The sequence below is a fragment of the Rhodanobacter sp. Root627 genome (assembly GCF_001427835.1).
Taxonomy (GTDB): domain Bacteria; phylum Pseudomonadota; class Gammaproteobacteria; order Xanthomonadales; family Rhodanobacteraceae; genus Rhodanobacter; species Rhodanobacter ginsenosidimutans.
This window is the reverse complement of sequence record NZ_LMGW01000003.1, coordinates 337,040-353,238: the sequence shown is the minus strand read 5'-3', so window position 1 is coordinate 353,238 and position 16,199 is coordinate 337,040. Positions and strand designations below refer to the sequence as shown.

The window sequence follows — 16,199 nt, the reverse complement described above, 5'->3', positions numbered from 1 at the left end:
GCGTTCCCGCGCTTCAATCCAGCAAGGATCGGCATGTCCCCATCGTTGCCCCGCTACCGCCCGCAGGTGTTCGCCTGGCTGGGCTTGCTGCTCGCCGCGTTGGCGGTTGCCGCGGGCTGGTGGGCCGAGGGCCGGCCGGTGGCCTTGCCCGATGCGCCGTCGGCGCGGATCTCCTGCGTGTCCTACGCGCCGTTCCGTGAAGCGGGGGAAACCCCGCTCGATCCCCACGCCTTCATCAGCCCGCAGCGGATCGACGCCGATCTGCAGGTGTTGTCGCAACGCTTCGACTGCGTGCGCACCTATTCCCAGGGACAAGGGCTCAGCGCGGTGCCGCGGATCGCCGTGCGCCACGGCATGAAAGTGCTGATGGGCATCTGGCTGGGTGCCGACCCGAAGGCCAATGAGGAACAGGTACGCCTGGGCATCGCCGCGGCCAGGGAAACACCGCAGGCCTTGCGCGGCGTGGTCGTGGGCAACGAAGTCCTGCTGCGCGGCGAACTGTCGGCGACGGCGCTGGCCGGCTACGTGCGTCAGGTGCGCGACGCGGTGGACGCGCCGGTGACCTACGCCGACGTGTGGGAATTCTGGCTGCGCTACCCGCAACTGGCCGCGTCGGTGGACTACATCACCATCCACATCCTGCCGTATTGGGAAGACAAGCCGGTGGCGCCCGAGCGCGCCGTGCAACACGTGGCCGAGGTCTATGCCCGGGTGCAGCAGGCGTTTCCCGGGCGGCGCGTGATGATCGGCGAAACCGGTTGGCCCAGCGCGGGCCGGCCGCGCCAGCGGGCCGCCGCCAGCGTGATCAACGAGGCGCGCTACCTGCGCGAGTTCCTGCGCTACGCGGCGAAGGTGGACCTGCCGTACAACGTGATCGAGGCGTTCGACCAACCGTGGAAGCGGGCGCAGGAAGGCACCGTCGGCGGTTACTGGGGCATCTTCGACGCGCAGGCGAAAGCCAAATTCCCGATGCAGGGGCCGGTGGTGGAAGAGCCGCGCTGGTGGATCGGTGAAGCCGCCGCGGGCGCCGGCGCGCTGCTGTTCGTGCTGGTCGGCGGCTGGCGGCGGCGTTGGCGCGGACGACTGGCGCTGATGCTGGCCGGCTGGGCCAGTGGCGGTGCGCTGGCGTGGCAGGCGCGGCAAATGGCCTACGCCTGCCGCGACGCGTGGGAATGGAGTATCTCGACCATCGCCTGCCTTTGCGCGCTGGGCACCGCGCTGTGGCTGGCGCGCTGGATCGCGGCACGGCTGGATGGCGAGCAGCGGGCGGAACTGCCGATGCTGCCGGTGCGCTTCGGCTGGCTGTTTGTACTGGCTTTCTACGGCTTGCTGCTGGTGTTCGACGGCCGCTACCGCGATTTCCCGCTGGGGCTGTTCGCGTTGCCTTGCGTGGGTTTTGCGCTGGCCGCGTGGCTGAGCCCGCGCGCGGTGTCGGCACTGTTGCTGGAGGCGCGCTTCCTGGCCGTCGCCTTGCTGCTGCTGGGCAGCATCGTGCTGGTACAGGAGCGTGGCCTGAATCCCGCCAGCTGGTTATGGCTGGGACTGAACCTGCTGCTGGCCGTGCCGGTGTTGCTCGGCTGGTGGCGCGCTGCGCGGCGGCGTGGCCTGCCGACGCAACAGGCGTAGGCAGCCGATCAGCAGGGCCAGCGCGCCCGCTTCGAAGCAATAGAGCTCAAGCGCAAACACGCCCAGCGCCGCGGCCAGCCACGCCAGCCATGCGCTTCGGTGCAGCAGAGCCGCAGCCGCGGCGATCAGCGCCGCGATACCGTAGATGTCATGCAGGAAACCCAGCACCAGCCATTGCCGCACGCTGCACCACCACGGGCCGTTGGCGGCGCCGCACAGCTGACCCATCGCGCTGCTTTCGATCAGGCCGTAGCGCAGCACCGCGGCGCCCACGCCCACCAGCGCCAGCAGCAGCCAGGGCAGGGCGGTTCGCCACCGTTGTCCGGCGGTGGTCGTCATTCGCGGTGACCGTTGGCGACGCTGCCGACGTTGGCCGGCAAGCGGATTTCCGCCGCCAGCGGCAGATGGTCGGAGAACGCCTGAGGCAGCGCCCAGACCTTGTCCAGCACGATGCCGGGCGAGGTGATGATGTGATCCAGCGCCCGCCGCGGTTTCCAGCTGGGAAACGTGGGCGTCGCCTGCGCGGGCGGCTGCAGGCTGCATTTGGCGAACAGCCGGGCCATCTCGGTGCTGCCCGGCTCGGTGTTGAGGTCGCCCATCAGCACCGCGTGCGGAAAATCCTGCAGCAGCTCGGCGATGAAGCCCAGTTGCTGCGCGCGGGCCGCGGCGCTGAGCGACAGGTGCGCGATCATCACCGCCAGCGCATTGGGGCCTTCACCGAATTGCGCCAGCAGCGCGCCGCGGCCGGGTATGCGGCTGGGCAGCGGGTAATCCAGCACGGCGTGCGGCTCCATCCGGCTGATCAGGCCATTGGCCGAATGCGCCAGCCGCGCCATCGGTCGGTTGGGCTGGTGGCTCCAGAACGGCATGCCGGCGGTTTCCGCCAGGTAGCGCGTCTGGTTGAGGAAACCCGAACGCAGGCTGCCGGCGTCGGCCTCCTGCAGGCCGATCACGTCGAACTGCGGCAACACCTCGGCCAGCCGGTCCAGGTTGTCCATCTTGCTGCGCCCGGGCAGCACCGCGCTGAGGCTGCGGGTGACGTACTCGCGATAACGCTGCACGCTGCCGCCCGCCAGGATGTTGCAGCTGAGCAGGCGCAAGCGGCGTTCGTTGCCGCTTGCGGGGCTGCTGGTGGTGGGTACGGCGCGGTTCATCGCATCACATCGTGGGAAAGGAGGCGTCGGCGGGCCGATGCGGTGCCAAGCATGGAACAGCAAACGTGAAAGCGTGTGCGCTGGCCGACGCCGGGCTTATTTCCTGGCGGCCAGCTCGCGCTTGGCCAGCCACAGCGCCACCGCAGCCATTTCTTCCTGCGTCTTCACGCCGGTGATGCGGTATTTGCCGTCGACCACGATGGTGGGCGTGCTGTCGACCTGCCAATGGCGGATCAGGTCCAGGTCGCTTTTCATCGCGGCTGTGGCTGCGTCGGAGTTGGCGATGCGCAGGAATTCGGCACGATCCACGCCCTGGCGCGCGTAGAAATCAGCCAGATCGTCCAGCGAGTTGATCGGATAGTTCTGCTTGAACTTGGCGTCGAACAAGGCCTGATGCGTGCGCTCGACCACGCCCAGCTGCTTGGCGGCGTAGTAGGCCCGCGCATACGGCAGCCATTCCGCGCTGAACGGTGCGGGCAGCAGCTTGAATGTCACGCCGGCGGGCAGCTCCTTGCGCAGCTTCTCGGCCATCGGCGCGAAGTGGGCGCAGTGCACGCAGCCGTAGGAGAAGATCTCCACCACCTCGACCTTGCCGTCATTGCTGAGCCGCTGGTTCGGCGCGGGCAAGGTGACGTACTCCGAGCCCTCGGTATAAGGCGCGGGCGTGGCCGGGCCGGGCTGCGCGGTGCAGGCGGCGGTAAGCATGAGGCCGGCGGCCAGGGTCAACACACGCAAGCGGGAAAATGTCTTCATGTGACCTCTCGATATGGGTGGCTTCGCGACCCGCCTCAAGTGCCGGGCGCGACTTACTTGCCGGCGGCTTCCTTCGCCACCAGCCAGCGGGTCAGCTCGACCGTCTGCGCATAGCCGCCGGCGCTGCCAACGGTGTAGCGATACTTGCCATTGACCACCATGCTGGGCGTCTGTTCAATGCCCAGCGCCTTCACGCGCTCATCGGCGCGCTTCATCTTCAGGTTGGTGGCGAACGAGGCGGCCACCGCCTCGAATTCCTTCGGGTCGACGCCGAACGGCGCGTAGACCTTGGCCGCATCGGCGATCGTGGGCAGCGCGCTGGCGGGCTTGAGGCCGGTGCCGGCGGGGTTCATGGCGCTGAGCGCGCGGGTCTTCCACACCGCGTCGTACATGGCGTCGTTGCCCTTTTCGGCCACGCCCAGTGCCTGCGCGGTGAAGTACGCGCGCTGCAGCATCACCCAGTTTTCCGGCGGGTTGAACGAAGCCGGCAGGTAGGTCATCACCGCGTTGGCGGGCAGGCTGGCGGCGATCTGGTTGGCGGTGGCGTGGAACGCGTTGCAGGCGGGGCAGCCGTAGGAAAACACCTCGGTGACCTCGACCTTGCCCGGCTGGCTGGTGGGCTGCGCCGGTTCGATCAGGAAGTAGTTCTTGCCTTCGACCCACTTGCCGTCGTCAACGAACGGCGTGGCACTGCTGGCGACCGGGGTGGCCGCCTCAGGCTCGACGGCGCTCTCCGGTGCTGGCGCGGTGCTGGCCATGGCGGGGGCCATGATGGTGGTGGCGGTCGCCGCCGGTGCTGGCGCCACGCTGGCCGGTGCCGCCGGAGCGGTGGCGGTGGCCGTTGCCACGGGGGCGGCGGTCGGTGCGCTGGTGGTATCGCTGGAATTGCTGCAGGCCGCGAGGGCAAACAGGGCGGCACAGAGAAGCGGCAGACGTTTCAACATGGATCACCTCGACGGGTGTGGCGCAGCGGGAGCAAGCGCCAGAGTGGGGGCCCAAACCGAAAGCGCCGGCACAGGGCCGGCGCACGGGGAATCAGGGTTGGGTGGTCGATTCGGCGTCGGCGCTGTGCAGCCCTTCGATGTAGCTGGCCAGGGCGGCGATGTCCTTGCTGTCGAGCTTGGCGGCGATCGACGGCATGATCTTGGCGTGGGCGTCGTCGCCCCAGGTGGTGCCGTCGTGCCAGGCTTTCAGCGTGGCTTCCACGTACTGCGCATGCTGGCCGGCCAGGTGCGGGTACATCGCGCCGGGGTTGCCGCTGCCGTCGATGGAATGGCAGGCCATGCAGGCCGGGATGTCGCGGCTGGAATCGCCCTGGCGGTACAGCTTCTCGCCGTGCTCGACCAGCGCCTGATCGGCCACGCCGGGCAGCGGCTTCTTGGTGGAGAAGTAGGCGCCGAGGTCATGCATGTCCTGCTCGGAGAGCGGCGCGGCCATGCCCATCATGATCGGGTTCTGGCGCTTGCCCGACTTGAAGTCGGTCAGCTGGCGCACGATGTACTGCTCGCTCTGGCCGGCCAGCTTCGGGTACTGCGCATCGGCGGAGTTGCCATCCATGCCGTGGCAGGCGCCGCATACGGCGGCCTTGGCCTGGCCGGCGGTGGCGTCGCCCGGCTTCACGGCGGCGGGCGCTGCAGCCACGGCCGGCGCGGCGGCAGCAGCCGGTTGGGCGGCCGTGGCGGCGGCAGCCGGCTGGGCATCCTGCGCCAGGGCCGTGCCGGACAGCACCAAGGCAAGGGCTACGGCGGCCCCGAGAACAGCTGGCCGAAAACCGGCGGACCGAAAACTCATACAATTGACTCCCGAGAGACTGCAGACACTGCCGTTGATTGCGCCCATGGGCCCGCGATCGGCAGAAACCGCAGAATTATCCCTGTGCCACCGTACCTTGGTCAAACCATCCCCATGCCGAATCCCTTGCAAGGTGCGCAGTTCGTGCTCGCCGCCCATCGCATCAGCCAGTTGCCCGCCGATCAGGGCGCCGAGGTGGCGTTCGCCGGCCGCTCCAACGCGGGCAAGTCCAGCGCGCTGAATGCGTTGACCAATCACAAGGGGCTGGCGCGTACGTCGAAGACGCCCGGGCGCACGCAGCAGATGGTGGCTTTCAGCCTGCCGCCGACTCAGATCGACGGCGTGTCGCTGGAGCCGCGCCTGATCGACCTGCCCGGCTACGGCTACGCCAAGGTGCCGCTGGAGATGCGCGAGCACTGGAAGCTGGAGATCGACGCCTACCTGCACCAGCGCCGCAGCCTGCGCGGGCTGGTGTTGATCGTGGACATCCGCCATCCGCTGAAGGAATTCGACCGGATGATGCTGGAGTTCTGTTTCGCCACCCAGCTGCCCTGCCACGTGCTGCTGACCAAGGCCGACAAGCTGTCGCGCAACCAGGCCATGCAGGCGCTGGCCGCCTTGCGCAAGCAGTTCGCCGACAACAGCCCGCACGCCACCGCGCAGATTTTCTCGTCCTCCGCCAACACCGGCGTGGACGAGGCGCGCGAAGCGGTGATGACCCTGCTGCGCACGCCGCGCGAAATGGCTCCGGCCCACGACCGCTGACGTCCGCGCTCCGTCATGGCCAAGCTTTATTTCTATTACTCGGCAATGAATGCCGGCAAGACCACCAACCTGTTGCAGGGCGCGTACAACTATCACGAGCGCGGCATGCGCACGCTGATCCTCACCCCGGCGCTGGATGATCGTTACGGCGAGGGCGTGGTTGCCTCGCGCATCGGCCTGAAGGCGCATGCGTGCCGCTTCCGCGCCGAGGAAAACCTGCTGGCGCTGGTGCAGGCCGATATCGCGGCCCACGGTCCGCTGCATTGCGTGTTTGTCGACGAGGCGCAGTTCCTGGCCAAGGCGCAGGTATGGCAGCTCAGCGACGTGGTCGACCAGTTGCGCATCCCGGTGCTGGCGTATGGCCTGCGCACCGATTTCCGCGGCGAGCCGTTCGAGGGCAGCCAGTATCTGCTGGCCTGGGCGGACGAGCTGCAGGAGATCAAGACCATCTGCCACACCGGCAGCAAGGCCACCATGGTGGTGCGCGTGGACGAGCACGGCCGCGCCGTCACCGACGGCCCGCAGGTTGAGATCGGCGGCAACGAGCGCTATGTCTCGGTGAGCCGGGCCGAGTTCAAGAAGATCAACCAAGGCGACGGCTCCATCGAACTGCAGCAGCCCGTGTTGCCGCTGGGCGAGCCGCGATGACGTTGCCGGGCTCACCCGCTGGCGACAATGCTGCCGTTACCTTGACCGACCGCCCACCGTTTTCGCGCATCCCAAGGAATCCCGCATGACCGAGACAAGCCCCGCCTGGCCGCGCCCGTACTGGACCCCGGGCGAAGAGAAAGCCGTGCTGGTGTTCTATGTGTTCGGCAAGTTCGACGCGGAGCTGGTGATCCCGTCGATGCGCTACCAGAGCCCCGGTTTGCCCCAGGGCATCGAGATCCAGCGCTTCCAGAACGCGGTGCTGCGCCAGTGGGATGGTTACCCGTTGCAGGGCGCCTTGGGCGAAATCCTGCACACCGAGAACCCCGAGGTCACCCAGCAGGCGCGCATCGCGCCCGAGGTGCTGGTGGTGCGCGGAGAGATCGACGACCGCAACAGCCTCGACTACCTGCACGACACGCTGGGCGTGCTGGCCGGCCTGCTCGACGTGGGCGGCACCTCGATCCTCGATCCGCAGATCCTGAGCCTGTTCAGCGCCGACCAGTGGCGTCAGCGCTACCTGGTGCCCGGTGGCGCGCCGCCGCGCAATCACGTGCTGATCCTGTGCAACGCCGATGAAACGCCCGACCGCTCCTGGGTGCGCACCCGCGGCATGCGCAAGTTCGGCCGCCCCGACCTCAGCGTGCGCAACGTGCCCGAAAGCGAGCTGGGCCGCGCCGGCAGCATGTGCGAGCGGCTGATGGAATTCCTGTCGATGGGCGGCCATTTCCGTGCCGGCCAGGAACTCGCCGTCGACGGCCTGTCCAGCGACATGGTGGCCGAACCCGGCGGCAGCGCCGACGACCCGCAGTTCAACAACACCCATGTTGCGTTCCACTGGCCTGATTGAGGCCGGTAGGAGCTCACTTGTGGGAGCGGCTTCAGCCGCGATGCTTCTGCTCTGGAGCCCAAAGCAAGAGCATCGCGACTGAAGTCGCTCCCACAGGGTGTGGCCCTACTTTTGGCAGCGCGGGCACCAGAACGTGGAGCGTTGCCCCAGCGTCACCTGCCGGATCGGCGTGCCGCAGACGTGGCACGGCTCACCGCTGCGGCCGTAGACATTGAGCTCGCGAAAGAAATAGCCCGGCGCACCGTCAGGGCTGATGAAATCGCGCAAGGTGGTGCCGCCGCGTTCGATCGCCCAGGCCAGGATACGTTTCACCTCGGCGGCCAGCCGCGCATAGCGGGCGCGCGACACCGTGCCGGCGGCACGGCGCGGGTCGATGCCGGCGGCGAACAGCGCCTCGCTGGCGTAGATGTTGCCCACGCCCACCACGATCGCGTTGTCCATCAGGAACAGTTTCACCGCCGCCTTGCGGCCGCGCGAGCGGCGCCACAGCAGGTCGCCGTCGAAGTCATCGGTCAGCGGCTCGGGGCCGAGGCCGGCAAGCAGTTCGTGGGTTTCGCCCGGCGCCTGCCACAGCAGGCAGCCGAACCGGCGCGGATCGGTGAAGCGCAGGATGCGCGGCGCCTGCGCGATCGTGCGTTCCAGCGCGATGTCCACGTGATCGTGCTTGCCCACCGGCGCGTCCGGCGGCAGTACGCGCAGCACGCCGCTCATGCCCAGGTGCAGCAACGCGCTGCCGGCTTCGGTGTGCAGCAGCAAATACTTCGCGCGCCGTTCCACCGCCTCGATGCGCTGACCGGGCAGCAGGGTGGCGATCTGCGGCGGGATCGGCCAGCGCAAGTCGGGCCGGCGCAAGGTGACGCCCAGCACGCGGCGGCCAATCAGGTACGGCGCGATACCGCGGCGGGTGGTTTCGACTTCGGGCAGTTCGGGCACGGATGTTCCGCCGTCAGTGCAGATCGGTGACGTGGCCGGTGGGCGGCCGCGGCGTGTAGTGGGCGGGGACCAGCGCAACGCGATCACCCACGCGGACGTAGCGCTGCGGACCGGTGACCGAGGTCTCGCCGAATTCGATGCGCTGGCCGTTCAGGGTCAGCACGGCAGAGGGCGGCGCCAGGCCGATCTTCGCGGGCTGGAAATCGGCGGCCGGCCGCCAGCTCAGCACGTTGGCGGCGGCGGTATCGGCCAGTTCGGCGAGGCGCCCGTCATCGGTGCGGCGGGGCGTGCCATCCACGATCCACCAGTGACCATCGCGCTTTTCGTAATGCACCGCTGGCGCGCCAGAAATCGCCAGTGCGATATGGTCGACCGAGGCCGGTTCCAGAGTCAGCAAGCTGCCGGGTGCGGCTTGCGCATCGCGCTGCCACTGCCATCCCGCCACGGCCAGCAGTGCGACCACCACGGCCAGCAGGGCAAGGCGACGGCGACTGGCGCGGGTCATCTCAGCGCCGCCGCCGGCGCCACACGATGGCGCCGCCGATCAGCAGCAACAGCAGCGGCAGCACGATCAGGAAGCCCACGCTGATCGCGTTGAGCCCGCCTTGGGAGATCTGCAGCAGCCGGTCGGGTGCGCCGCGCGGCGGCAGGTTGACCAGCTTGTCGTCGCCCAGCAGCCAGTCGAATACGCGCTCGCCCAGCGCGCGGTTGCCACCGTTGCCCAGGAACGTGTTGGAGAGGAAATCGCCGTCGCCGATCACCACGGCGCGCTGCTCGCTCTTGTCCGGGCTGGGCGAAAGCCGGCTCAGCGCCAGCCCGAAATCCAGCGGCCCCTTCAACTCGCCCGCGGCGGCATCGAAGCGGATATCCGACGTGGCGTCGTTCGCGATCGGCTGGAATTCCGTCCAGCTTTGCGGACCCGAACGCAGGAACGGCGCCACCGCCCAGTCGCGCTGGCTGACCTGCGCCAGCGCCGACGCCTGCGGAAACAGCGTGGTGAAGGTGAAACCGCGGGTGATCGCCTGCGCCGGGTAGTCGCCGCGCGTGATGATGCGCGGATCGTGCAGGCCCAAGGCGGCGCCGGAACCGTCGACCAGCACGCCAGGCAACACGTGGACGCCCAGCACGCTGGCCAGCGGATCGAGGCCCAGTGTGTCGTTCGCCGGCTCGGTCAGCCACAGCAGGTTGCCGCCGCGCTGCACGTAGTCGACCAGGGCCTGCACCGCGCCAGGCGGCAGTGCCACCGTGGGGCTGGCCAGTACCACCAGGTCGGTGTGTTCCGGCACCGCGCTGACCTGGCTGAAATTCAACGGCACCGCGCGCATGCCGCGGCTTTCCAGCTGCGCCATGAACGTGCCCATGTCCGCATTCGCCTTGCCGTCGGCACGCCGCTCGCCGTCGCCGGTGACGAAGGCCACCATGCGGTCGCTGCCGCGGATCAGGCGCTCCAGCGCGTTGGTGAGGCTGCGCTCGGAGAGTTCGTCCAGCCGCTGCTCGCGCTGGCCGTAGCGGATGATCAGCGCGCCATCCACGGTGATGCCCAGCTCGCGCATCGCGGCCGGGTCCTGCTGCGGATCGACAAAGCGCAGTTGCAGGTCGGGCTTCACTGCCTGGTAGCGCTGCAGGAAGCCGGCCACGGTCTGGCGCAGATCACCTTGCGGGCTGGCGTAGCTGGTGATTTCCACCGGGCCATCCAGCCGCGCCAGCACCGCGCGGCTTTGCGCTGACAGGCTGGTGCGGCCGCCGGCGGTCCAATCCGATACATGGGCGAAACGCGTACTGAGAAGGCCCAGCGCGCCGGCGGCCAGCAGCAGCATCAGTGCGAACAGCCAGCCGTCCAGACGTCTGAATAGTGCGCGCATCAGCCGCGCTCCCGCTCGTTGTCGAGCCGTCGCGACGCCAGCGCCAGCGCCACCACGATCAGCAGCACAAACCAGGCAATATCGGCGGTGGAAACCAGCCCGCGCAGCAGTGGTTGCTCATGCGTGCTCATCGCCAGCCAGTTGAGTACGCCACCGTTGATGCCGGCCATCTGTGCGCCCACGTTCACGCTCCACAACGCCAGCGCGATGATCAACGCGGCCGCGGCGGCGATTGCCGGATGCGACGCGAAGGCGGAGCAGGCCACGCCCAGCGCCGCCAGCGCCGCAAGCATCAGCGCCAGCCCCAGCGTGGCGGCGGCCAGCTTGCCCCAGTCCAGATCGGTGGCGTGCGCCAACGCCAGCGGCATAGCCAGCGTCAATGCCAGCCACAACAGCAGCCAGCCCAGCAGCGCCAGGTATTTGCCCAGCACGATGCGCGAGGCGGGCAGGCCGGCGGCAAACAGCAGCGGCAAGGTGCCGTTGCGCCGCTCGCCGGCGATCACCGACATGCCCAGCAACGGCACCACCAGGAAGGACAGCTGGGCCAGCTGGCCCAGTAGCGGCACCGCGACCAGATCGGTGAAACCCGGGCCATCCGGCAACGCGGCGCGCTGCACCTGTCCGGCCAGGAAGCCGCCCAGCAGCAGGGTGAAATTCCACGCCAGCCAGGCCAGCGTCAATGCCGCCAGCACCCAGGCCAGCGGGCGCACCACCATGCGACGCCATTCCAGTCGCGTCACCGCGAACGTACCGGCCACGCCGCCGCTCATGCGGCGCGCGCCGCGGCGTCGCCGTGCATCGCGATCTCGAAGAAGGTGCGTTCCAGCGCCTGATGATCGTCCGCCTGCACCGGGCCGTCGTGGCGCAGGCAGCCGTCGTGCAGGATCGCCACGCGATCGCAGACGGCGGTGACCTCGGCCAGCAGGTGGGTGGACAGGATCACCGCCGTGCCGGCCGCGGCCTGCTCGCGGATCAGCCCGCGCAAGGCCACCGCCTGCACCGGATCAAGCGCGTTCGCCGGCTCGTCCAGCACCAGCAGCTCGGGCCGGTGAAGCAGTGCGCAAGCCAGCCCCAGGCGCTGGCGCTGGCCCTGCGACAGCACGCCGGCCAGGCGGCGGGCCAGTGGCTGCAGGTCGAGACGGTCCAGCACGCGTTCGCGGGCGGCACGCAAGGTGCTGCCGTTCAGGCCGCGCAATCGGCCGTGCGCGTCGAGATGCTCGCTGACGCTGAGTTCTGCCCACACCGGCGCGCGTTCAGGCAACCAGCCGATGCGGCTGCGGGCCAGTTCCGGGTGTTCCAGGAAATCCTCACCACGCAACCGGATGCCACCGCTGTCGGGGCGCAGCGCGCCGGCGATCATCGACAAGGTGGTCGATTTGCCCGCCCCGTTGACGCCCAGCAAGCCCAGCACCTGACCGGCGTGCAGGGACAGATCGAGGCCCCGTACGGCGTGCCGGCCGGCGCGGCGGCGGCTGAGTCGGTCCAGTTGCAGGACGACGGGCGGCGAGGAGGGGATGATCGTGGTCATTGCGTGATTGTCACGGCGCCCCCACTGTTAAACAACAGGGCACGGATGCATGCAGGCTAACGGCCGGTTAGCTTTTTCCGCTTGACCGACTGGTATCATTGTGTTTCGCGCTGGCGCGCTGCCAGTCTCGCGCACGTTGCTCCGTCCACTTCCCGGTATTTTTTCCATGCTCGACGCGGTACTCAATTTCCTCAACGACGGCCTCACCGGCGCCAGTTGGGTGCAGAAGCTCGTTTACCTGCTGATCATGACCCAGCTCACCATCTTCACGGTGACGCTGTACCTGCATCGCAGCCAGACCCATCGCGGCGTGGATTTCCACCCGGCGCTGGCGCACTTCTTCCGTTTCTGGGGCTGGCTCACCACCGGCATGGTCACCCGCGAGTGGGTGGCGGTGCATCGCAAGCATCACGCCAAGGTCGAGACGGCGGAAGACCCGCACAGCCCGATGATCTACGGCATCAAGAAAGTGTTCTGGGACGGCGTCTCGCTGTACCGCGACGCCTGCGAGAACAAGCAGGACATGGTGCAGTACGGTCGCGGCACGCCGGACGACTGGGTCGAGCACAAGCTCTATGGCGCGCACCCGTACTGGGGCCCGGCGCTGATGCTGGTGATCAGCGTGGCGCTGTTCGGCGTGATCGGCGCCGCGATGTGGGCGCTGCAGATGGTGTGGATCCCGTTCTGGGCCGCCGGCTTCGTCAACGGCATCGGTCACTGGGCCGGCTACCGCAACTTCGAGAGCGCCGACACCGCGCGCAACCTGATCCCGTGGGCGTTCTGGATCGGCGGTGAGGAGCTGCACAACAACCACCACGCCTTCCCCAGCTCGGCCAAGTTCGCGCTGCGCAAGTGGGAATTCGACATCGGCTGGGCGGCCATCTGCGGCCTGCGTGCCGTGGGTCTGGCCAAGGTGCTGCGCGTGGCGCCGTCGCTGGACGTGCGCCCCAACGTGCGCCTGCCCGACGCCGACACCCTGAAGGCCGTGCTGACCCACCGTTTCCAGGCCATGACCGACTACTACCGCGGCGTGATCGTGCCCACCCTGCGCGAAGAAGCGACCCACGCCGGCGACAACATCAAATCCATGCCGCGCCGCATGCGTCGCGCCCTGGCCGACGGCGGCCGCTGGCTGGATCAGGACAGCAGCGCGAAACTGCAGGCCGTGCTGGCCCGCCGTCCCACCCTGCAAACCGTCTACGACTTCCGCAACCGCCTCGCGGCCCTGATGGAACAGCGCGGCGCCGACCAGGCGCTGAAGGGTCTGCAGCAATGGATCCACGAAGCCGAGGAGAGCGGCATCCGCGCCCTGCAGGACTTCGCCCAGCGGCTGAAGGGCTACACGGTCGCCAACGCCGCCTGAGCGCTACAGTCATGTTTCAGCAGAACCCGCCGTCTGGCGGGTTTTGTTTTTCCAGGGATCGCCAAGGGGGAAACGGATGGCCTTGCGTGTCGTACTGATCGGCGCCACCGGCGTGTTCGGTTCGCGCATCGCCAGCCAGTTGGTTGGTGACCCACGTTTTCATTTGACACTCGCCGGCCGAAGGAAGGCCAGCCTCGTGGCGTTGCGCGATACGTTGGGGGATGCGTCGGCGCAACTGGCCGTGCTCGACGTGACCGCGCCTGGCGTGGCAGGCGCGATCGCGGCGCTGCAACCACAACTGGTCATCCATGCCGCCGGTCCCTTCCAGCAGCAGGACTATCGTGTGGCTGAAGCCTGTCTGGCCTGCGACAGCGACTATATCGACCTGGCCGACGGACGGGATTTTGTCAGCGGAATTGGCCGTCTGGATGACCGCGCCAGGCAGGCGGGGCGCTTGCTGGTCAGTGGTGCGTCGACCGTGCCAGCGCTCAGCAGCGCCGTGGTGGACAGTTTGTTGCCGCGCTTCGCCACGCTTGAGGTTATCGAGCACGCGATCAGTCCGGGCAACCGCACGCCGCGCGGCGATGCCACGGTGGCGGCCATCCTGGGCTACTGCGGGCGGCCTCTGCAGCTGTGGCGCGATGGCCGCTGGCAACGCGGTCACGGCTGGATGCTGACGCGCCGTCCGGTTTTCCCGTTCGGCCCGCGCTGGGTCGGCTTGTGCGATGTGCCGGACCTGGCGTTGTTCCCGCTGCGCTATCGCGGCGTCCGTACGGTGATTTTCCGGGCCGGGCTGGAGTTGAGGCGCCTGCACTTCGGCACGCTGGCTGCCGCGTGGCTGGTGCGCCTGGGGTTGGTGCGCGATCTGGCCCGCCATGCCCGGGCGTTGCGTCGGGTCAGCGAATGGTTCCTGAGCGCGGGAAGCGACGTGGGCGGGATGCTGGTCGATCTGCGCGGGCGCGACCCGCAAGGGTTGCCGCTGCGGCTGCGCTGGTCGTTGCGCGCGGGGGCGGGTGACGGCCCGCAGATACCCGCTACCCCCGCCGTGGTGCTGGCGCGCAAGCTGGCCGATGGCGGTCTGTCGGCGCGCGGGGCGATGCCGTGCATGGGCCTTTTCACGCTGGAGGAGGCCTTGTCCGCGCTCGATGGCTTCGCCATCGAAACGCAACTGGAAAGGCTTACGGGCTGAAACGCGCGCGCTGCTCGGGCGTGGGTACGAAACAGCTGCGGCGCTGCCCGAAAATCCGGTAGCGATGGCGGGCGATGAAGCGGTAGGCCGGGTCGCTGATGCCGCGTGGCACGCTGCCCACGACATTGCCCAGCCAGCGCCAGCGCCGCTGGCCCAGGCCGCGAAGGACTCGCACGATCGCACGGGTATCGGTGTAGCCCCGGCCCTCGTCGACCAGCAGGAACGAAAGGGGCGAATCCGGGTTCAGCCCGTGCGCCGCCAGCAGCTCGCGGCCGTACGCCGATTGCATCGCGGCAAAGTGATAACGCCCCGCGCGGTCGTGCTTCAGCAGGAAGTTCACCCAGCGGCTGCACAACAGGCAGATGCCGTCGAACACGATCACGGGTGCAGCGGCCTGGGGAGCCATCAACTGACGGCCTGCGGAGCCGTTGGCTCCAGCCAGCCCTGGTAGGCCAGCAACTGGCCCAGCCACGGCAACCGCACGTCGACGCTGAAGTGGTAACGCCCGTCACGGACTCCGCTGCGCGAAAGTACGCGGCCGTGCAGGGCGCGCGGACAGGGCAGGCCGAAAATATGCAGGCTGCGCAGTTGCCAGTCGATGGCTTCGCCATCCCGGCGCAAGGCAAAACCCAGCCTGGCCGGTCCGAGGCGCTCATACAGAAAGGGCGAGCCGGTACGTCGTCCCAGGGTCGAACGCATCTGCCGATTGGCGAAACGGCGGGTCCAGACTTCGTTGCCGTTGTGGCGTTCGATGGTCAAGGCGAGTGCCTGCGCGCGGCCGGGCGGCGGCAAACCCAACAGGCGACGCAACCCGCGTGCAGCGAGATGGTTGTCGCCGGTGATGTCGGCGACACCATTCGCGTGCAGCACGGGCGATGCGCCATGCATGGCCTGCACGGCGGGTGGCAGTTGCCGCCAGCACGCGTCACCGAGCAAGTCGGGAAACAAGGCGGTCATCGGGGCTGCGCTCATCCGGCGATGATGCGAGGCTGGCGTCGGTCCGGCAAGCGGACAAAGAAAACCCGCCACGAGGGCGGGTTTTGGGTGTTTCACTGGATCCCAGCTTTCGCAGGGATGACGTTCCGGCAAAGGCGTTCGCGCGATGCGCGAACGCGCCGTCACGTCACTTGATCTTGCCTTCCTTGTAGATCACGTGCTTGCGCACCACCGGGTCGTACTTCTTGAACTCGAACTTTTCCGGCGTGTTCTTCTTGTTCTTCTTGGTGGTGTAGAAGTGGCCGGTACCGGCCGAGGAGATCATGCGGATCTTGTCTTGTGTCTTGTTAGCCATGGCTCAATCCTCAGACCTTTTCGCCGCGGGCGCGCATTTCGGCAATCACGGCTTCGATGCCATTCTTGTCGATCGTGCGCAACGCATGGTTGGAAACGCGCAGTTTGATCCAGCGATTCTCGCCGGGGACCCAGAAGCGGCGCTCATGCAGGTTGGGCAACCAGCGGCGACGGGTCTTGTTGTTGGCGTGCGAGACGTTGTTGCCGCTCTGCACACCCTTTCCGGTGACTTGACATACACGGGCCATGACGACCTCCGTTGAATGGCTTTTTTGAAGCCTGATTTGCCGCCCGTTGGCCAGGGCAGCATCGGCCCAGCGGCGCCTGGGCGCCCCGCGATGCTGGAGGTGGTGCTGTCGCGTGTCGTGAATCCGCATCGCGTGGCGGATGGCCCAAAGCATCAGGTCGACGTGGCGAGCCGCGTATTCTCCCAGAAAAACAGGGCAA

At 68.2% G+C, this 16,199-nt stretch carries 20 protein-coding genes; 6 read left to right on the top strand and 14 right to left on the bottom strand.

Features of this window, described 5'->3' with window-relative positions; genetic code table 11:
* Positions 1-33 precede the first annotated feature (33 nt).
* The gene (locus ASD68_RS14405) at positions 34-1,626 is read left to right on the top strand and encodes a hypothetical protein (protein ID WP_056607968.1); all 1,593 of its coding nucleotides are present in this window, start codon (positions 34-36) and stop codon (positions 1,624-1,626) included.
* On the opposite strand, the gene ASD68_RS14400 is transcribed toward ASD68_RS14405, so the two are convergent.
* The 5 genes from ASD68_RS14400 to ASD68_RS14380 all read right to left on the bottom strand — a co-directional run bounded on the left by ASD68_RS14400 (position 1,531) and on the right by ASD68_RS14380 (position 5,324).
* Positions 1,531-1,965 (bottom strand): hypothetical protein, encoded by a 435-nt coding sequence (locus ASD68_RS14400; protein ID WP_056607967.1) that lies wholly within the window; start codon positions 1,963-1,965, stop codon positions 1,531-1,533. The two genes, ASD68_RS14405 and ASD68_RS14400, sit on opposite strands and share 96 nt — an antisense overlap.
* Positions 1,962-2,780 carry an endonuclease/exonuclease/phosphatase family protein gene (locus ASD68_RS14395; protein WP_007081369.1) on the bottom strand — a complete coding sequence of 273 codons (819 nt, stop codon included), beginning with the start codon at positions 2,778-2,780 and terminating at the stop codon, positions 1,962-1,964. Before ASD68_RS14395 ends, ASD68_RS14400 begins: the two co-directional genes overlap by 4 nt.
* Positions 2,781-2,876: 96 nt before the next feature.
* A complete protein-coding gene (locus ASD68_RS14390) occupies positions 2,877-3,533 on the bottom strand; it encodes a thiol:disulfide interchange protein DsbA/DsbL (RefSeq protein ID WP_056607965.1) in 657 nt (218 codons plus the stop codon).
* 53 nt (positions 3,534-3,586) lie between these two features.
* Complete coding sequence (locus tag ASD68_RS14385; RefSeq protein WP_056084455.1) at positions 3,587-4,477, bottom strand: thiol:disulfide interchange protein DsbA/DsbL; 891 nt, start codon at positions 4,475-4,477, stop codon at positions 3,587-3,589.
* A 91-nt stretch (positions 4,478-4,568) separates the two neighbouring features.
* The gene (locus tag ASD68_RS14380; RefSeq protein WP_082546085.1) at positions 4,569-5,324 is read right to left on the bottom strand and encodes a c-type cytochrome; all 756 of its coding nucleotides are present in this window, start codon (positions 5,322-5,324) and stop codon (positions 4,569-4,571) included.
* A gap of 114 nt (positions 5,325-5,438) precedes the next feature.
* Between ASD68_RS14380 and yihA the strand changes: the two genes are divergently transcribed.
* From yihA to ASD68_RS14365, 3 genes are all read left to right on the top strand, one after another.
* Positions 5,439-6,089, top strand: coding sequence for a ribosome biogenesis GTP-binding protein YihA/YsxC (gene yihA, locus ASD68_RS14375; RefSeq protein ID WP_056607963.1), 651 nt, complete (start codon positions 5,439-5,441; stop codon positions 6,087-6,089).
* 15 nt (positions 6,090-6,104) lie between these two features.
* Entirely contained in the window at positions 6,105-6,737 is a 633-nt protein-coding gene (locus tag ASD68_RS14370) for a thymidine kinase (protein ID WP_056607962.1), read from the top strand.
* An 85-nt stretch (positions 6,738-6,822) separates the two neighbouring features.
* Positions 6,823-7,587, top strand: coding sequence for a hypothetical protein (locus tag ASD68_RS14365; RefSeq protein WP_056607960.1), 765 nt, complete (start codon positions 6,823-6,825; stop codon positions 7,585-7,587).
* A 105-nt stretch (positions 7,588-7,692) separates the two neighbouring features.
* Here the strand turns inward: ASD68_RS14365 and mutM are convergent, their stop codons facing one another.
* The 5 genes from mutM to ASD68_RS14340 are packed head-to-tail and all read right to left on the bottom strand — an operon-like array spanning position 7,693 to position 11,910.
* Positions 7,693-8,520, bottom strand: coding sequence for a bifunctional DNA-formamidopyrimidine glycosylase/DNA-(apurinic or apyrimidinic site) lyase (gene mutM / locus ASD68_RS14360; RefSeq protein WP_056607958.1), 828 nt, complete (start codon positions 8,518-8,520; stop codon positions 7,693-7,695).
* A gap of 13 nt (positions 8,521-8,533) precedes the next feature.
* Positions 8,534-9,025: a hypothetical protein gene (locus ASD68_RS14355; RefSeq protein ID WP_056084473.1), complete on the bottom strand. Its 492-nt coding sequence runs from the start codon at positions 9,023-9,025 to the stop codon at positions 8,534-8,536.
* 1 nt (position 9,026) lies between these two features.
* A complete protein-coding gene (locus ASD68_RS14350; RefSeq protein WP_056607954.1) occupies positions 9,027-10,382 on the bottom strand; it encodes a Gldg family protein in 1,356 nt (451 codons plus the stop codon).
* A complete protein-coding gene (locus tag ASD68_RS14345; RefSeq protein ID WP_056607950.1) occupies positions 10,382-11,152 on the bottom strand; it encodes an ABC transporter permease in 771 nt (256 codons plus the stop codon). The genes ASD68_RS14350 and ASD68_RS14345 overlap by 1 nt, the downstream gene beginning before the upstream one ends.
* Positions 11,149-11,910, bottom strand: a complete 762-nt coding sequence (locus ASD68_RS14340) for an ABC transporter ATP-binding protein (protein WP_056607947.1) — start codon at positions 11,908-11,910, stop codon at positions 11,149-11,151. Before ASD68_RS14340 ends, ASD68_RS14345 begins: the two co-directional genes overlap by 4 nt.
* 166 nt (positions 11,911-12,076) lie before the next feature.
* Here ASD68_RS14340 and ASD68_RS14335 point away from each other — a divergent pair, with 166 nt between their 5' ends.
* Positions 12,077-13,273, top strand: a complete 1,197-nt coding sequence (locus tag ASD68_RS14335; RefSeq protein WP_056084485.1) for a fatty acid desaturase — start codon at positions 12,077-12,079, stop codon at positions 13,271-13,273.
* A gap of 76 nt (positions 13,274-13,349) precedes the next feature.
* On the top strand, positions 13,350-14,462 hold the full coding sequence (locus ASD68_RS14330) for a saccharopine dehydrogenase NADP-binding domain-containing protein (protein WP_056607945.1): 1,113 nt from the start codon (positions 13,350-13,352) through the stop codon (positions 14,460-14,462).
* On the opposite strand, the gene ASD68_RS14325 is transcribed toward ASD68_RS14330, so the two are convergent.
* The 4 genes from ASD68_RS14325 to rpmB form a co-directional block, all read right to left on the bottom strand.
* Positions 14,452-14,868, bottom strand: a complete 417-nt coding sequence (locus ASD68_RS14325) for a thiol-disulfide oxidoreductase DCC family protein (protein WP_056607943.1) — start codon at positions 14,866-14,868, stop codon at positions 14,452-14,454. The two genes, ASD68_RS14330 and ASD68_RS14325, sit on opposite strands and share 11 nt — an antisense overlap.
* Positions 14,868-15,419 (bottom strand): DUF4166 domain-containing protein, encoded by a 552-nt coding sequence (locus ASD68_RS14320; RefSeq protein ID WP_056607941.1) that lies wholly within the window; start codon positions 15,417-15,419, stop codon positions 14,868-14,870. Before ASD68_RS14320 ends, ASD68_RS14325 begins: the two co-directional genes overlap by 1 nt.
* Before the next feature lie 166 nt (positions 15,420-15,585).
* Complete coding sequence (gene rpmG / locus ASD68_RS14315) at positions 15,586-15,753, bottom strand: 50S ribosomal protein L33 (protein WP_056084493.1); 168 nt, start codon at positions 15,751-15,753, stop codon at positions 15,586-15,588.
* 10 nt (positions 15,754-15,763) lie between these two features.
* Entirely contained in the window at positions 15,764-16,000 is a 237-nt protein-coding gene (rpmB, locus tag ASD68_RS14310) for a 50S ribosomal protein L28 (protein ID WP_007081352.1), read from the bottom strand.
* Between the last annotated feature and the right edge of the window lie 199 nt (positions 16,001-16,199).

Excerpts from the sequence above, each read along its gene's own strand:
- ASD68_RS14405 (WP_056607968.1), top strand. The coding sequence starts at position 34 with ATGTCCCCATCGTTGCCCCGCTACCGCCCGCAGGTGTTCGCCTGGCTG.
- ASD68_RS14400 (WP_056607967.1), bottom strand. The coding sequence starts at position 1,965 with ATGACGACCACCGCCGGACAACGGTGGCGAACCGCCCTGCCCTGGCTG.
- ASD68_RS14395 (WP_007081369.1), bottom strand. The coding sequence starts at position 2,780 with ATGAACCGCGCCGTACCCACCACCAGCAGCCCCGCAAGCGGCAACGAA.
- ASD68_RS14390 (WP_056607965.1), bottom strand. The coding sequence starts at position 3,533 with ATGAAGACATTTTCCCGCTTGCGTGTGTTGACCCTGGCCGCCGGCCTC.
- ASD68_RS14385 (WP_056084455.1), bottom strand. The coding sequence starts at position 4,477 with ATGTTGAAACGTCTGCCGCTTCTCTGTGCCGCCCTGTTTGCCCTCGCG.
- ASD68_RS14380 (WP_082546085.1), bottom strand. The coding sequence starts at position 5,324 with ATGAGTTTTCGGTCCGCCGGTTTTCGGCCAGCTGTTCTCGGGGCCGCC.
- yihA (WP_056607963.1), top strand. The coding sequence starts at position 5,439 with ATGCCGAATCCCTTGCAAGGTGCGCAGTTCGTGCTCGCCGCCCATCGC.
- ASD68_RS14370 (WP_056607962.1), top strand. The coding sequence starts at position 6,105 with ATGGCCAAGCTTTATTTCTATTACTCGGCAATGAATGCCGGCAAGACC.
- ASD68_RS14365 (WP_056607960.1), top strand. The coding sequence starts at position 6,823 with ATGACCGAGACAAGCCCCGCCTGGCCGCGCCCGTACTGGACCCCGGGC.
- ASD68_RS14355 (WP_056084473.1), bottom strand. The coding sequence starts at position 9,025 with ATGACCCGCGCCAGTCGCCGTCGCCTTGCCCTGCTGGCCGTGGTGGTC.
- ASD68_RS14350 (WP_056607954.1), bottom strand. The coding sequence starts at position 10,382 with ATGCGCGCACTATTCAGACGTCTGGACGGCTGGCTGTTCGCACTGATG.
- ASD68_RS14345 (WP_056607950.1), bottom strand. The coding sequence starts at position 11,152 with ATGAGCGGCGGCGTGGCCGGTACGTTCGCGGTGACGCGACTGGAATGG.
- ASD68_RS14340 (WP_056607947.1), bottom strand. The coding sequence starts at position 11,910 with ATGACCACGATCATCCCCTCCTCGCCGCCCGTCGTCCTGCAACTGGAC.
- ASD68_RS14335 (WP_056084485.1), top strand. The coding sequence starts at position 12,077 with ATGCTCGACGCGGTACTCAATTTCCTCAACGACGGCCTCACCGGCGCC.
- ASD68_RS14330 (WP_056607945.1), top strand. The coding sequence starts at position 13,350 with ATGGCCTTGCGTGTCGTACTGATCGGCGCCACCGGCGTGTTCGGTTCG.
- ASD68_RS14325 (WP_056607943.1), bottom strand. The coding sequence starts at position 14,868 with ATGGCTCCCCAGGCCGCTGCACCCGTGATCGTGTTCGACGGCATCTGC.
- ASD68_RS14320 (WP_056607941.1), bottom strand. The coding sequence starts at position 15,419 with ATGACCGCCTTGTTTCCCGACTTGCTCGGTGACGCGTGCTGGCGGCAA.
- rpmG (WP_056084493.1), bottom strand. The coding sequence starts at position 15,753 with ATGGCTAACAAGACACAAGACAAGATCCGCATGATCTCCTCGGCCGGT.
- rpmB (WP_007081352.1), bottom strand. The coding sequence starts at position 16,000 with ATGGCCCGTGTATGTCAAGTCACCGGAAAGGGTGTGCAGAGCGGCAAC.